8 protein-coding genes and 3 pseudogenes are annotated in these 13,667 nt (G+C 74.9%); 8 read left to right on the top strand and 3 right to left on the bottom strand.

Features of this window, described 5'->3' with window-relative positions; genetic code table 11:
- Positions 1 to 321, top strand: a 321-nt coding sequence (locus tag UK82_RS25215; protein ID WP_173667350.1) for a transposase, incomplete at its 5' end; no start/stop codon positions are given.
- A gap of 42 nt (positions 322 to 363) precedes the next feature.
- Here UK82_RS25215 and UK82_RS25210 read toward each other — a convergent pair.
- Positions 364 to 891 (bottom strand): TetR/AcrR family transcriptional regulator, encoded by a 528-nt coding sequence (locus UK82_RS25210; protein WP_055409725.1) that lies wholly within the window; start codon positions 889 to 891, stop codon positions 364 to 366.
- A gap of 276 nt (positions 892 to 1,167) precedes the next feature.
- Here UK82_RS25210 and UK82_RS25205 point away from each other — a divergent pair, with 276 nt between their 5' ends.
- The 4 genes and pseudogenes from UK82_RS25205 to UK82_RS40060 all read left to right on the top strand — a co-directional run.
- On the top strand, positions 1,168 to 1,455 hold the full coding sequence (locus UK82_RS25205) for a hypothetical protein (protein ID WP_044884118.1): 288 nt from the start codon (positions 1,168 to 1,170) through the stop codon (positions 1,453 to 1,455).
- Positions 1,456 to 1,600: 145 nt separating this feature from the next.
- Positions 1,601 to 2,506, top strand: a complete 906-nt coding sequence (locus UK82_RS25200; protein WP_044884180.1) for an LLM class F420-dependent oxidoreductase — start codon at positions 1,601 to 1,603, stop codon at positions 2,504 to 2,506.
- 909 nt (positions 2,507 to 3,415) lie between these two features.
- Positions 3,416 to 4,047: pseudogene (locus UK82_RS40065) on the top strand (serine/threonine-protein kinase); the annotation flags it as partial.
- Position 4,048: 1 nt separating this feature from the next.
- Positions 4,049 to 5,668 (top strand): annotated as a pseudogene (locus UK82_RS40060) (hypothetical protein); the annotation flags it as partial.
- Positions 5,669 to 5,943: 275 nt separating this feature from the next.
- Here the strand turns inward: UK82_RS40060 and UK82_RS25190 are convergent.
- Positions 5,944 to 7,809 carry a serine/threonine-protein kinase gene (locus UK82_RS25190; protein WP_044884178.1) on the bottom strand — a complete coding sequence of 622 codons (1,866 nt, stop codon included), beginning with the start codon at positions 7,807 to 7,809 and terminating at the stop codon, positions 5,944 to 5,946.
- A 305-nt stretch (positions 7,810 to 8,114) separates the two neighbouring features.
- A complete protein-coding gene (locus tag UK82_RS25185; RefSeq protein WP_055409724.1) occupies positions 8,115 to 10,016 on the bottom strand; it encodes a protein kinase domain-containing protein in 1,902 nt (633 codons plus the stop codon).
- Between the two features lie 394 nt (positions 10,017 to 10,410).
- Here UK82_RS25185 and UK82_RS40055 point away from each other — a divergent pair.
- The 3 genes and pseudogenes from UK82_RS40055 to UK82_RS25175 all read left to right on the top strand — a co-directional run.
- Positions 10,411 to 10,961 (top strand): annotated as a pseudogene (locus UK82_RS40055) (aminotransferase class III-fold pyridoxal phosphate-dependent enzyme); the annotation flags it as partial.
- Position 10,962: 1 nt separating this feature from the next.
- A partial coding sequence (locus UK82_RS40050; RefSeq protein WP_236706415.1) for an aminotransferase class III-fold pyridoxal phosphate-dependent enzyme occupies positions 10,963 to 11,826 on the top strand: 864 nt, incomplete at its 5' end.
- Positions 11,823 to 13,565: an aldehyde dehydrogenase family protein gene (locus UK82_RS25175; protein WP_055409723.1), complete on the top strand. Its 1,743-nt coding sequence runs from the start codon at positions 11,823 to 11,825 to the stop codon at positions 13,563 to 13,565. The genes UK82_RS40050 and UK82_RS25175, both read left to right, overlap by 4 nt.
- Positions 13,566 to 13,667 lie beyond the last annotated feature (102 nt).

Here is a 13,667-nt window from a genome sequence, read left to right as displayed (position 1 = left end):
GTGCTGGTCATGGACAACCTCAATACCCACGGCATCGCCTCGCTCTACGAGGCCTTCGACCCCGCCGTCGCGTTCGCTCTCGCCGGGCGCCTCGAGATCCACCACACCCCCAAACACGGCTCCTGGCTCAACATCGCCGAGATCGAACTGGCCGCACTGACCCGCCAATGCCTCGACCGCCGCATCGACGACCTCGACGTGCTCAACACCGAACTCGCCGCCTGGCAGACAGCCGTCAACGCCGACCAGCGCCAAGTCCACTGGCACTTCACCACCGCCGACGCCCGCACCAAACTCCGCCACCTATACCCCAAACATTAGTGGCGACGGTCTACTAGACGCGCCCCATCGGGCGGGCGCGGGTCAGGGGCGGGCCCGCAGGCCGTCGAGCAGGACCGTCGTCAGCGGGTCGTCGGCGCGCGCGCCGGGGCGGCAGACTGCCACGTTGAGCAGGCCGACCACCTGCGCGCCGGTGAGGTCGGCCCGCAGCGATCCCTCGCGCTGGGCGTCCTCGACCAGGCCCTGGAACAGCGCGTCGAGCTCCGCCACCAGGTCGGCGACGGTCGGGTCGACCCGGGTGGCGTCGGGCAGCGACGAGATCAGGGCGAGGGGCAGGCCGGTGCACCGCGCCACGATCCGGACCAGGACCTGCCAGCGCGGCGCGGCGGAGGACTGCTCGGCCCGGCCCGCGGCGAGCAGCGTGCGCAGCGTCGTGGCCGCGACCGAGTCCAGCAGCGACTGACGGTCGGGAAAGTGCCGGTAGAGGGTGCCGACACCGAGTCCCGCGGCGCGGGCGATCTCCTCCATGGACACGGCCGGCCCGCGCCGGGTCAGCAGATCGAGGGCGGTGGTCGCGATGAGCTCGCGGTTGCGCTGCGCGTCGGCTCGCACGGCCCGCTCCCTCCGCCTCCTGCGCCCCACCGGTTTGGGCCCCCGGTCTGGGTCCTACCGGTCTGGGTCCTACCGGTCTGGGTCCTACCGGTCTGGGCCCCCTGGTCTGGAGCCCGCCAGCCCCCGACTTCAGGCTTCCGCTCGCCCACCCGCCGGCCGTGGACCGGGCGGATGGAGCCGACCTCCGGTCAACCGGAGTATGGCATTCAGCTTAATGTAGCGTCCTGAGCCGAACCAGAAGGTCCGGTTCAGGTTGGAGCGATCACGAAGATCGGGTTGTATCTCGGCGGCGGTCCGGGCCCGCAGGCCCTGGTCGATCAGGTTCGGACCGCGGCCCGAGCGGGCCTCGACAGCGCGTTCCCCGCCTACCGGGCCATCCTGGATCGGCAGGGTCTGTCCGGAGTACACGAGACGGTCGTCGCCGGCACGGCGGAGGTCGTCGAGCGGGCGCTGCGCCGCTACGCCGACGCCGGCGCCACCGAACTGGTCGTCAGTCTGATCGGCGACCCGGGGGAGCGGGCGCGCGGCCTCGACGTCCTCACGGCCCTGCGCTCGGCCGGCTGAGCCCCGATCCTGATCCCGACGACCGGACCAGTGGTCTCTCGCCCAACCGGGCCAGACGGGCGGGGCGCCTGCGCGTTGGCGCCGCCCTTTCGGCCTAGGGTGGCGCGGGGCGCGGAAACTGAAGATCCGGTTCAGGTTGGAGATCATGAAGATCGGAATGTACGTGAACGCGGGCCCGAGCCCGGCCGACGTCCTCGACCAGGTCCGCACGGCGGCGCGCGCCGGCCTGGACAGCGCGTTCCTCGGCCAGCTTGTGTCCTGGGACGCGCTGACCCTGGCGGCGCTGTCGGCCACAGCGGTGCCCGGCATCGAGCTGGGTACCGCGGTGGTGCCGACCTACCCGCGCCATCCGCTCGCGCTGGCCGGGCAGGCACTCACCGTCCAGGCGGTGGCCCCCGCGGGCCTCACCCTGGGGATCGGGCCCAGCCACCGGTCGATCATCGAGGGGCAGTTCGGCTACCCGTACGACCGGCCGGCCCGCCACATCCGTGAGTACCTGACCGCGTTGGGGCCCCTGCTGCGCGGGGAGGCGGTCGACGTCCACGGGGAGACGGTGACGGCGGTCGGCCGGGTCGACGCGCCGGTCGCCGTCGCACCATCGGTGCTCGTCTCGGCGCTGGGACCGGTCATGCTCCGGGTCGCCGGCGAGCTGGCCGACGGGACCGTGACGGTGTGGACGGGCCCGAGGACCATCGGCGATCACGTCGCGCCGACGATCACCAAGGCGGCCGCGGACGCGGGCCGGCCCGCGCCGCGGGTGGTGTGCATGGTCATGGTCTGCGTCACCGCCGATCCGGACGGGGTCCGTGCCGCGGTGGCATCGCAGGTCGGCTTTGCCTCGGACCTGCCCTCCTACCGGGCGATCCTCGATCGCGAGGGCCTCGGCGGGGTGCACGAGACGGTGGTCGCCGGCACGGCGGAGGTCGTCGAGCGGGCGCTGCGCCGCTACGCCGACGCCGGGGCGACCGAGCTGCTCGTGGGCCTGATCGGCGACCCACAGGAGCAGGCGCGCACCCTCGACGTCGCCACCGCGCTGCGCGCGGCCGGCTGACCGCTCGTCCGCCGCGTCGGGCCGCGCCGGGTCGCGCCGCTGGAGGACCCCGCCCGGTACTCCGGAGCATCGAGCGGACGGGCCACCAGTGGGCGCGCCGAGCTCGATGGTGGGCCCCCCGATCAGGCCCTCTCGGCTGTGCCGGAACCGGGCCGGGCAGCGGTCACCACGTGTCCGCGGGGCCCGCCCGGCCCCGACCGCCGGGTCGCTTGGGATTACCGCCGAGGTCTGGCGGGCGATCGGCGTCGTCGTGCTCGGCGCGTTGCCCGCCAACCTGGCCACCGCGCTCGTCAATGTCGGCCTGGACACGATTGCCAGCAGCCGGGGCCACGCCGCGAGCCGTCGCAGCAGCAGGAACGTCCGGGTCGTGCGCACCGGCCGGAGCCGGCCAGCGGCCAGGCGTCCGCCGGTCAGCTCGCCAGACGGCCGCCGGGCGTCGCCGGGCTCCGCCCGATGGCCTCGGCGCCCCGCCGGGCGTCGCAGGAACCGGGCGGGACCGTTGCGCTTCGGTGGCCGAGCCGGGGCGCCGTCTGCCCGACGGCACAAACCCGAGTCCCCTGATTCCCCCGGTGATGAAAGCCATATCTGCCATGTTCCTCATGCACTCCGGCGTCCTGCATCCTGACCAGGGACATCGCACCCTGAGACCGCGGGTACCAGCTTCGGCCCGCGGGCACGCCTTTACCGGGAATGAGGGCGGCCCGCCGACGCCGGCGCGGAGAGGACGACCTGTGCGCGCAACGCGGGGTAACACCGTCGGGCAGTGGCCCGCGGCATGAATGCCGCGCCGTGATGACGGACGCGCTGCGTTCCGCTGCCCGTCCGTCGGCCGTGGCAACCCCGGGATCCGCGGAAGGCACGGGTCCGCGGGTCCACCTCGAACCCACAGTGAAGTGGTGATGGCGCGGAGTGGTTAGAAAGCTGGGAAGTTCCTACACCCTGGAAGACCGCATCGGTCGCGGTGGCATGGGCGAGGTGTGGCGCGGCCATGACGAGGCGGGCAATGTTCTCGCCTTCAAACTCCTGCTGCCCCACTTCACCTCGGATCCGGGAGTGGTCGCCCGGTTCATGCGTGAGCGTGCCATTCTCATCCGGGTCCAGTCGCCTTTCGTGGTGGCGGTTCACGACCTGGTGGCCGAACGCGGCGATCTGGCCATCGTCATGGAATTCGTCGAGGGTTCGGATCTGCGTCGGGAGCTGCAGCGGCGCCGCACGATGCCGCCCGCGGAGGCGGTCGGCCTGATCGTCGACATTCTCGCCGGGCTCGGGACGGCCCATCGGCTCGGGATCGTCCACCGCGACCTCAAACCGGAGAACGTGCTGCTCGACCGCGGCGGGGAACGGTTCCGGCCGAAGATCTCGGACTTCGGTGTCGCCGGCCTGATGGCGTCCGCGGCGACGAGGCTGACCATTCCCGGCGGCATGCTCGGCACCCCCCTGTACATGGCCCCCGAAAGCGTCGATGGCGGCGCGGTCGGGCCGGCCGCGGACATCTACGCCGCCGGCACCATGCTGTACGAGATGCTCTGTGGCGTCGCACCNTTCGCCGGCCGGGAGATGCTGTCCATCCTGCGGGCCCACGCCGATGTGGCCCCTGGCCGGCCCACGGGCGTCCCCGACGAACTGTGGGCCGTGGTGGCCGCGATGCTCGCCAAGGATCCGGATGAACGGCCCGGCGCGGACCGGCTGCAGGAGCTGTTGCCCGGCCTGGCGGGGCTGCCCGCGCTGCCGCCGCTGCGCACCCCGCCGTCCTCACTGGTTGCGGCAACGACGCGGGGGGTGTCCGCAGGGCATCCGAGTGACCCGCCCGGGTCATCCGAGGTGGGACCCGCCGCCTCGGCGGGTTCCCCTGGGCCGGTGGGATGGTTCACCCCGTCCGGGCCACCCTCTCCGGGCGAGCCCGCTGTCCACGTGGCACCGATCGACCCGGTGGACGAGGAGTTCGACGATCCGGTGACCACGCCGGTCCCGATGTACCTGCCCGGTCAGGGGGTGGCGCCAGGGGCGGGCGCGTTCGGACTGACGGACGAGGAGTTCGACGATCCGGTGACGACGCCGGCTCCCGTGTACCTGCCCGGCGGGGCGGTGTCGCCGGATGCCGCCGGCGTGGCTTCGCCTGGTCTGCCGGTGCAACGCCACTCCCACCCGGGGAAGCCGGCCGGTCCGGGGACGGCGGCTGGTCCAGGGAAGTCGGCCGGTTCTGGGGCCGGGTCCGGGAAGGCGGTCGGTTCGGGGATGGCGGCCAGCCTCGCAGGGGCGGCCGATCCGGCGGTGGCGCCCGACCTGGCGGTGACGCAGATCCAGGCCCAGCCGGTCTCGGCGACGCCCGGGGCGTCCGCGCACGCGCCCCCTCCGACGCCGGCCCAGGTCGGGGCGGGCCTGGCCGGCGCAGGAGAGCCAGCACCGTCCAGTTCGGCGGGTGCGGCCCCGTCGGGTGCGAACGGCCCGGCGTCGTCGGGGCGGCCCGATCGGACGGGGGCGGCCGGCCCGACCGGGGGGCGCGGCGGCGAGCCGGGCGACGGGAGCGCCGATGCGGCCGGCCGGCGGCGGTCCCGCGTCCTGGCCGGCGGCATCGCCCTGCTGCTTGGCGTTGCCACCGCGGCGGTCGCCGCCGCGGCGATCCCCTCCGACGGCTCGGACCCGGCCCCCGCGCCGGTCTCCCGGGTGAGCGTCAGCGCCGGTGCGTCCCCGGGGGCCGGCCTCACCTCGTCGGGGCAGGGCGGAGCCCGCGGTGGCGGCCCAGGTGCCTGGTACGGCTCCGTGCCGGCGCCGGGCGGCGTCGCCGGCAATCCGGCCGCCCCCGGCGCCCCTGTCCCCGGCTCGCCGGCTCCCGGCGGCGTCGTCGGGCCCGTCCCGGCCTCGGGCGCCGCCGGTCCGCCGCCATCCCCGGGTGGGGCGTCGCCCAGCGCGGGTGGCACCGTCACGACGCCGCCGCCGGCTCCTCCCGCAACGCGCTCGCCGACCGCCACCCCCCCGGCGCCGACGGCGGAGCCCTCCTCGAGCGCGCCGACCCCCAAGCCGACGCCCAAACCGACGCCCAAACCGACCAAGACCTGCCAGAACTCCGGTGGGCGCGCGGGCAGCAAGCGCACCTGCGGTAGCTCCCCGACCGCGCAGCCGTCGCCGAGCAGCTTGCGCCTCTACACCAGCGCCGCGCCGTGACCGATCACGTCGGGTAGCGGTTCGCGCGCATCCCCCCGATCCCTCGGCGGTCCGGACGCGTTCCGGCCCGGGCGGGGTCGAAGTGCTGGAGGCTGGTGACGGTCCCCGGGCCTCGGAACGGCCATCAGCCTCCAGCATCTCCTGGTATGCAGGCAGTCACCGACGGCGGTGATGATCACACGGCGGCCGGGAAACTCGTGCCGCCAGCCGCCAGCCGCCAGCCGCCAGCCGCCAGCCGCCAGCCGCCAGCCGGCCTGGACCTCGGCCGCGCTCGGCTAGCAGGCGGGCGGCGGGGACGTGGCCGTGCCGCCCGACCCTGTCGGGCAGCTCGTGGGCGACGCCGGGGCCGACGCGGTCGCCGACGGCGACGGCTCGCCGCTCGGGGAGGCACCCGAGGTCGGTGTCGGCCGCTCGGTCGGCGACGTCGGTTCGGCGCTCGGCGAGACGGTCGCGGTCGCCCGGCCCTGCGGATCGGACGTCGGGTGAGGCTGCGCACCACCGGACGGGGGCGCGGCGGTCCGCGGCGATGGCAGCGGGTCGCGGGCACCGCCGGACGTCCACCGCGGGCCGCCGGGCACCGCCGGACCGGAGCGCGCGCCCGGCGCCGGATGGTCCAGCGGCGGTACCCCCGGCGGTTCCACCTGCGAATCCGAGCCGCCGGCCGCGACGAGGACCGCGAGGATGCCGACGAGCAGGGCGACCAGCAGCGCACCGCCGGCCAGCGGGCCCGACCGTCGCCACGGCGGCGGCAACCAGCCGAAGGCGACATCCAGCGGACTGCTACGGCGGATCATCCCGCCCGATCGGCCTGTGCCCCCAGAGTCGCCCCCGGCGCCTCCCGCGCCCGCGGAGCCGACGCGCAGGGCGCCCGACCCCGCCGCGCCGGCGCGCAGCACGCCCGGCCCCGGCGCGCCGGGACGCGGGGCGCCCGGACTTCCCGCGGCGACAGGCGTGGGGCGCCCGGAGAACGGGCGGGGGTCGGTCAGGCGCGACACGTCGACGAGCTCGCGCCCGGCCGGGTCCGGGCCGCCGGCGGCCGGTAGACCGTCACCGCCCGCGGTGGCGTCCGACCAGCGTGGCATGGGGAAGGTGCCGAGAGAGCGGTCCCCGCCCGGCGGCGGGGTGGGACGCAGCGCCAGCGGGTGGGTGGGCTGATCGGGCTGATCGGGATCGAGCGCCGCCGGCGCCGCGGCCGCGCCGGCCACCCCGACGGCCCGGGCAGGGCCGCTGGCGCGGGCGGTGGGGGCGTCGTCGGGGGCGGCGAGCGGTGGGCGGGCCTGCCAGGGGGTGAGGGCGAGCGCCGCCGCCCGGTCGGCGTCCGCGGGCGTGGCGACCCGCGGGTCGGCGACAAGCAGGCGGACGAGCTCGGCCGCGCTCGGTCGATCCTCCGGGCGGCGGGCGAGCGCGGCTCGTACCAGGGGGGCGAGCCCGTCGGGCACCCCGGCGATGTCCGGCGGGCGGTCCTCGCGCATCCGGGTCAGCACGTCGGCCTGCTCCGAGGCGAACGGCGGGTGGCCGGTGGCCGCATAGGTCACGCAGGCACCCCAGGCGAAGATGTCCGCGGGCGGCCCGGCCCGTTCGCCGCGTAGCTGCTCGGGGGCCATCCAGGCCAGCGTCCCGATGAGGATCCCGGTCCGGGTGTGGCTGGGCACCCCGGAGGCCCGGGCGATGCCGAAGTCGATGACCTTCGGGCCGTCCCAGGCCAGCAGGATGTTCGACGGCTTGAGGTCGCGGTGGACGACCCCGGCGGCGTGGATGGCGATCAGGGCGTCGGCCAGTCCGACGCTGAAGCCGTGCAGCAGCCGCTCCTCCATCCGCCCGTGGCGCAGCACCGCGTCCGCGAGGCTGGTTCCCTCCACGTACTCGGTCGCGAGCCAGGGGGCGACGGCCTCCGGATCGGCGTCGAGCACTGCGGCGACCGCGCGGCCGTGCACGCGCCGGGCGGCGGCGACCTCGCGGCGGAAGCGTTCCCGGAACTCGGGGTCGTCGGCGAACCTGGCGTCGGGCACCTTCACCGCCGCGGCCCGTCCATCCGCGTTGAACCCCAGGTAGACGGTGCCCATGCCGCCCGCGCCGATCCGGTTGTGGATGGCGAAGGGGCCGACCCGGCGCGGGTCGTCCTCGACGAGCGGTGTCAACATCGCGATGCCATCCCGACCGATGCCACCCCGACCGATGCCATCCCGACCGGCCGTCCCGACCGGCACCGTGTCCGCCGCCGAGTCCGGTGACGCCAACCGGACTGCCCGACCTGCGCCGAAATGGTCACTCCTTCGATCATCGTGGGCCCCGGCCGGCCCGTCGTCCCCGCCGGGCCGTGGGCCAGCCGTCGAGGCCGCCCATCCGCCACGGGATCGCGCTGCCTGAACCGTAATGCTTCCAGCCGTTCGTTTGTCGCCGGTTGCGGGGGTGGGCGCGTCGTCCCCGGCAGCCGGCCATTGTCCGGCTACCGGCGGCTACCGGTGGCGTTGGGATCGTTCGACGGGATCGGATCGAGGGTGGAGAAGGCATTGCCTTTCCAGCGGAAGCGTACGTCGGCGTGGCCGGACGGGGAGTTGATCGGGTCCTGCGGGTTGAAGGTGTCGTAGCGCAGCACCACCTCGTGGTCGTTGCGCTGGCTCTTGACGGTGATGTGGGCGCTCGGCGCCGAGGTGTCGGTGCCGCGGAACTGGCCGTCGGCGAAGACGTAGGCGAGCTGGCGCGGAGTGTCCCCGGTCGCCGGCGCGGTACCGATGACGACGCTGAGCTGGCGGTCCTCCTGGTAGGTGCTCATGTCCGGCTCGTAGCCCTTCCCTCGCACGAGGGCGGCCGCGTCGTCGGTGGACAGCGTCGTGGGACTCGGGGACGCCGACGGCGTCGAGCTGGGCGACGGCGAGGAGCTCGGCGGGGGGGAGGCGGCGCTCGTGGCCGGCGTCGGGCCGCTGGTCGCCGTCGCGCCCACCGTGCCACCGGCATCCTGCGTGGTTCCGGTGGGCGGGGTGGCGACGTTGTCGTCCCCGCCACCACCGCCGCTGAGCGCGACGGCCGCCGCGATCCCGCCGCCGAGCAGCAGCGCGATCAGGACGGCGACCGCGATGACCGGGCCGCTCCGCCCGCCTCCCGAACCGCGCCCACCCCCGGCGGAGCCGTCCCAGCCGTCGGCCCGCCGTCCGGTGCCGCCGGGGCCCACGGCGTGCTGGTCCGCATAGGGGGCGGTGCTCCGGCGGCCGCCCGGACCGGCGACGCGGTCGTCGTAGCCCGGACCACCGGCGCGCGGGGGTGCCGCGCCGTAGCCGTAGCCGGCCTGGTTGTCATAGCCGGCCTGGTTGTCATAGCCGGCGCGGCTGCCGTAGGCGGGCGGGGCGTCGTAGGCCGATCGGGGGTCGCGCAGCGTCGGATCCGGGTAGCCGCCGGCGGCGCGTTCGGGGCGCCCCCCGGCCGCGCCATACCCGGCGTTGCGCGCTCCCCCGAGCGGGCCGGCGCCCTGCGGCGGGGTGGGCGGCAGCGACCACACCTGGGCCAGGGCGGTCTCGCTGGCCTCGTCCGAGTCGGCGGGGGAGCGCACGTCGCGGCCGACCAGCCGGGCGAGCAGCTCGGTCGCCGTGGGCCGGCGGGCGGGCTCCTTCTCCAGCGCGGCCCGCACGACGCCGAGCAGGTCGGGCGGCAGGTCGTCGAGGTCGGGCTCGGCGGTGAGGATCTGCATGCCGACCGCCTCGGCGCGCTCCCCTCGGAACGGCGGGCGCCCGGCGGCGGCGAACGCCACGCAGGCTCCCCAGGCGAAGATGTCCGCGGGCGGCCCGGCGCGCTCGCCGCGCAACTGCTCGGGGGCCATCCAGACCAGCGTGCCGATCAGCATCCCGGTGCGGGTGTGGCTGGTGCTGTCCCCCGCGCGGGCGATGCCGAAGTCGATGACCTTCGGACCGTCCCAGGCCAGCAGGATGTTCGCCGGCTTGAGGTCGCGGTGCACCACACCCGCTGCGTGGATGGCGACGAGGGCGTCGGCGAGCCCGATCGCCAGCCCGTGGACCAGGCGGTCGTCGAGCTCACCGCGGGTGGCGACGGCGTCGGCGAGGCTGCGGCCCTCGACGTACTCGGTGGCCATCCAGGGGCGCTCGCCGGTCAGGTCGGCGTCGAGCACCGTCGCCACGGAGCTGCCCCGTACGCGCCGCGCGGCGTCGACCTCCTGCCGGAACCGGGAGCGGAACTCGGGGTTGTCGGCGAGGCCGGCGGAAGGGACCTTGACGGCGACCGGCTTGCCGTCGTCGCCGAAGCCGAGGTAGACGACGCCCATGCCACCGGCGCCGATGCGGTTCGCCAACCGGAAGGGTCCGATGCGGCGTGGGTCGTCCGAGGTCAGGGGCGTCAGCACACCGCTTCCTATTCTCCGAGCTCTCCGCCGGCGGGCGGGTGGTGCGGGGATCGACAGGGTCGGGGGAGGCTATCCGATCACGCCTTGGTGGAGCGCACCCCCGGGGCAACGCAGGGAATGGGCCGATTGTCTCTCGGTGCGGTGGTTGCCCTCACCTGCTGACCGAATCGTCGCACTGTGCAGCTATTCGATCGCTCTTCGTTTCGATCTGGTGCGTGATCGCCGATCCGGCGAATCGTCGGTCGGTTCCATCTTTGGCGGGATGATCAGAGGAGTATCTGAGGCAATACGGGAATATTGAAGATTCAATGCAGTTCTTGAGGGAAGATATTCGTGAGGGGTGAGGGTCGCGAGCGGGTTGCGCTCGCCGCGGCCGGTGACGGAGGGAGCCTGGATGGTCGTCCGCGTTCCACGGGCCGCGGGGCAGGCGGTGGAGGCGCTCCGGGTGGCGCAGGGGGTGCCGGTCGGGCCACCCGTCGCGGCGCGCGACGTGCTGGCCGTCCTGCGCCGCCACGTGCTCGTCGACGGCCTGGACCTGGTCTGCGACCTGGCCGAGAGCGCCGGCAGCGTCCTGGTCGACGCCCGCGACGGCCGGCGCTACCTCGATCTCTACAGCTTCTTCGCTTCGGCGCCACTCGGAGTGAACCCGCCCGAGCTGGCCGGCGACCCGGGCTTCCTCGACCGGCTGGGCCGCGTCGCGGTCAACAAGCCGGCGAACCCGGACGTGGCCACCGCCGCCTACGCCGAGTTCGTGCGCACCTTCGCCCGGGTCCTCGGCGACCCGGAGCTGCCGCACCTGTTCTTCGTCGAGGGCGGCGCGCTGGCGGTGGAGAACGCGCTCAAGTGCGCCTTCGACTGGAAGAGCCGGCACAACGCCGCGCACGGCCGCCCGGCCCGACTCGGCCGCCGCGTGCTGCACCTGCGCCACGCCTTCCACGGGCGCAGNGGCTACACGCTGTCGGTCACCAACACCGATCCGGTCAAGACCGACCGGTTTCCCGTGTTCGACTGGCCGCGCATCGACTGCCCGGCGATGACCTTCCCCTGCACTCCAGCCGCCCTCGACGCCGTCGTCGCCGCCGAGCGCGCCGCGCTGGCGCAGGCCGAGGCGGCCTTCGCCGCCCACCCGCACGACATCGCCTGCTTCCTCGCCGAACCGATCCAGGGCGAGGGCGGTGACAACCACCTGCGCGCCGAGTTCCTCGCCGCCATGGCCGCGCTGTGCCGGCGCCACGACGCGCTGTTCGTCCTCGACGAGGTCCAGACCGGGGTCGGCGCGACCGGGTCGGCCTGGGCCTACCAGCAGCTCGGCCTGCGTCCCGACATCGTCGCGTTCGGCAAGAAGGTCCAGCTCGGCGGGATCATGGCCGGGCGGCGGGTGGACGAGGTCGCCGCCAACGTCCTCGCCGTCCCCGGCCGGATCAGCTCCACCTGGGGCGGCGGGCTGGTCGACATGGTCCGCGCGACCCGGATCCTGGAGGTCATCGAGGCCCGAGGGCTCATCGCGCGGGCCGGTGAGCTCGGTGCCGGCCTGCTGACCGAGTTGTCCGCGCTCGCGGAGGCCCATCCGGGGCTGCTGGCCAACCCGCGCGGGCGGGGCCTGCTCTGCGCGGTGGACCTGCCCGATCGGACCATCCGCGACGAGGTGCTGCGCCGGCTGCGGGTGCGCGAACACGTCCTCGCGCTGCCCGCGGGCGTCCGCACCCTGCGGTTCCGCCCGGCGCTGACCGTCAGCGCCGACCAGCTCAGCACCGGCGTCACCGCACTCGCCCGAGTCCTCGCCGACCTGGAAGAGGGGAACCTGGCATGACCCTGGTACGCCCGCGGCGCGTCGGCGCGCGTATCGCCGGACGCGCCCACGACCTGTGCGCGACTGTCGGGGGTCCGGCCGGCGGCGCCGAGGTCGAGCCGGCGGCGGTCCGCGTCGTCGCCTCCACCGACCCGGCCCGACTCGACGAGGTCGTCGCGGAGGTCGAGCTCGTCGGTCCCGAGACCATCCTCGCCGCCGCCGTCGCCGCCCGGGCGGCGACGCGCGAGTGGGCTGCGGTGCCGGCCCCCGTGCGCGGGTCGGTGATCGGCAGCTTCGGCCGGCTCGTCGCGGACAACGCCGACGCCCTCGCCCGGCTGGTGACGCGCGAGGTCGGCAAGCCCGCCGCCGAGGCCCGCGGCGAGGTCCAGGAGATCATCGACACCTGCGAGTTCTTCCGCGGGGAGGGCCGGCGGCTCTACGGGCAGACCGTGCCGTCCGAGATGCCGGACCGCCAGCTGTTCACCTTCCGGGAGCCCCTCGGGGTGATGATGGTGATCACCGCCGGGAACTTCCCGGTGGCGGTCCCGTCCTGGTACCTCGTGCCGGCGCTGCTCGCCGGGAACACGGTGGTGTGGAAGCCGGCCGAGTACGCCGCCGCCTGCGCGCAGGCGATGCTGGACCTGCTGACCGCCGCAGGGGTGCCCGGGGGCGCGGTGAACCTCGTCCCCGCCGACGGCCGGGCGACGTCGCTGGGGCTGGAACGGGCGTTGGCCGCCGGGGCCGTGGACAAGGTCGGCTTCACCGGGTCCACCGAGGTCGGACGGTTCATCGGCGCCCTGTGCGGGCGGCACCTGCAGTCGCCGTGCCTGGAGCTCGGCGGCAAGAACCCCATGGTGGTCGCGCCCGACGCCGACCTCGACGCCGCCGTCGAGGCCGCCGTGTTCGGCGGATTCGGTACCGCCGGGCAGCGTTGCACCTCGCTCGGCACGGCGATCGTGCACGAGTCGGTGCACGCCGCGTTCGTCCGCCGCCTCGACGCCGCCGTGTCCGCCGCGGTCATCGGCGACCCCACCGGCGACGTGCTCTACGGACCGCTGCTCGACGCCCGCTTCGCCGCCGGTTTCGAGCGTCACCTCACCCTCCTGCGCGACCATCACCGCCTGTCCGGCTCCACCGCGCTCGGCCGCATCACCGGCGCAATCGGGGGAACCGGCGCAACTGGGGGAACCGGCAGGGCCGGGGGAACCGGCAGGGCCGGCTGGGCCGGGGGAACTGTCGGCGGTGCCGGTTCCGCGGAACCGCTCGGAGCCGGCGGCCTGCCCCGCAACGGGCCGCGACGCGGCTTCGTCGGCGACCCGGACCGCGGGCTCTACTACCATCCGTTGATCGTCGACGGGGTGCGCCCCGACGACGAGCTGTTCCGCGAGGAGACGTTCGGGCCGATCGTCGGCGTCACCACCTACCGCGACCTCGACGAGGCGATCGAGCTGGCGAACCTGCCCGGCTACGGCCTGTCGTCGTCGATCTACACCGCGGACGCGGCGAGCGCGCTGCGGTTCCGCCGCGGGGTGCGCGCCGGGATGGTCAGCGTCAACGGGTCGACGACCGGCGCCGAGGCGCACCTGCCCTTCGGTGGTAACGGCCGGTCCGGCAACGGCAGCCGCCAGTCCGGGATCTGGATGCTCGACCAGGTCACCCGCTGGCAGTCGCTGAGCTGGGACTATTCCGGCCGGCTGCAGCGCGCCCAGCTCGACACCGCGGTCCCCGCCGCCGACCTGTCCTTCCGCCTGCCCGGCTGACCTCCCACCCGCCGGGCCCGACCTGCTGCGTGCCTGGGAACGGCGTCCGCTATCTCTTCCACAGGGACAAATCGGGCGCCGAACCCCGTGGAAGAGACAGGT

The sequence above is a fragment of the Frankia sp. ACN1ag genome (assembly GCF_001414035.1).
GTDB classification, from domain to species: Bacteria; Actinomycetota; Actinomycetes; order Frankiales; family Frankiaceae; genus Frankia; species Frankia torreyi.
The sequence above is the reverse complement of the archived record's forward strand: the minus strand, read 5'-3'. Positions and strand labels throughout refer to the sequence as shown.

Excerpts from the sequence above, each read along its gene's own strand:
- UK82_RS25200 (WP_044884180.1), top strand. The coding sequence starts at position 1,601 with ATGAAGATCGGAATGTACGTGAACGCGGGCCCGAGCCCGGCCGACGTC.
- UK82_RS25175 (WP_055409723.1), top strand. The coding sequence starts at position 11,823 with ATGACCCTGGTACGCCCGCGGCGCGTCGGCGCGCGTATCGCCGGACGC.
- UK82_RS25190 (WP_044884178.1), bottom strand. The coding sequence starts at position 7,809 with ATGTTGACACCGCTCGTCGAGGACGACCCGCGCCGGGTCGGCCCCTTC.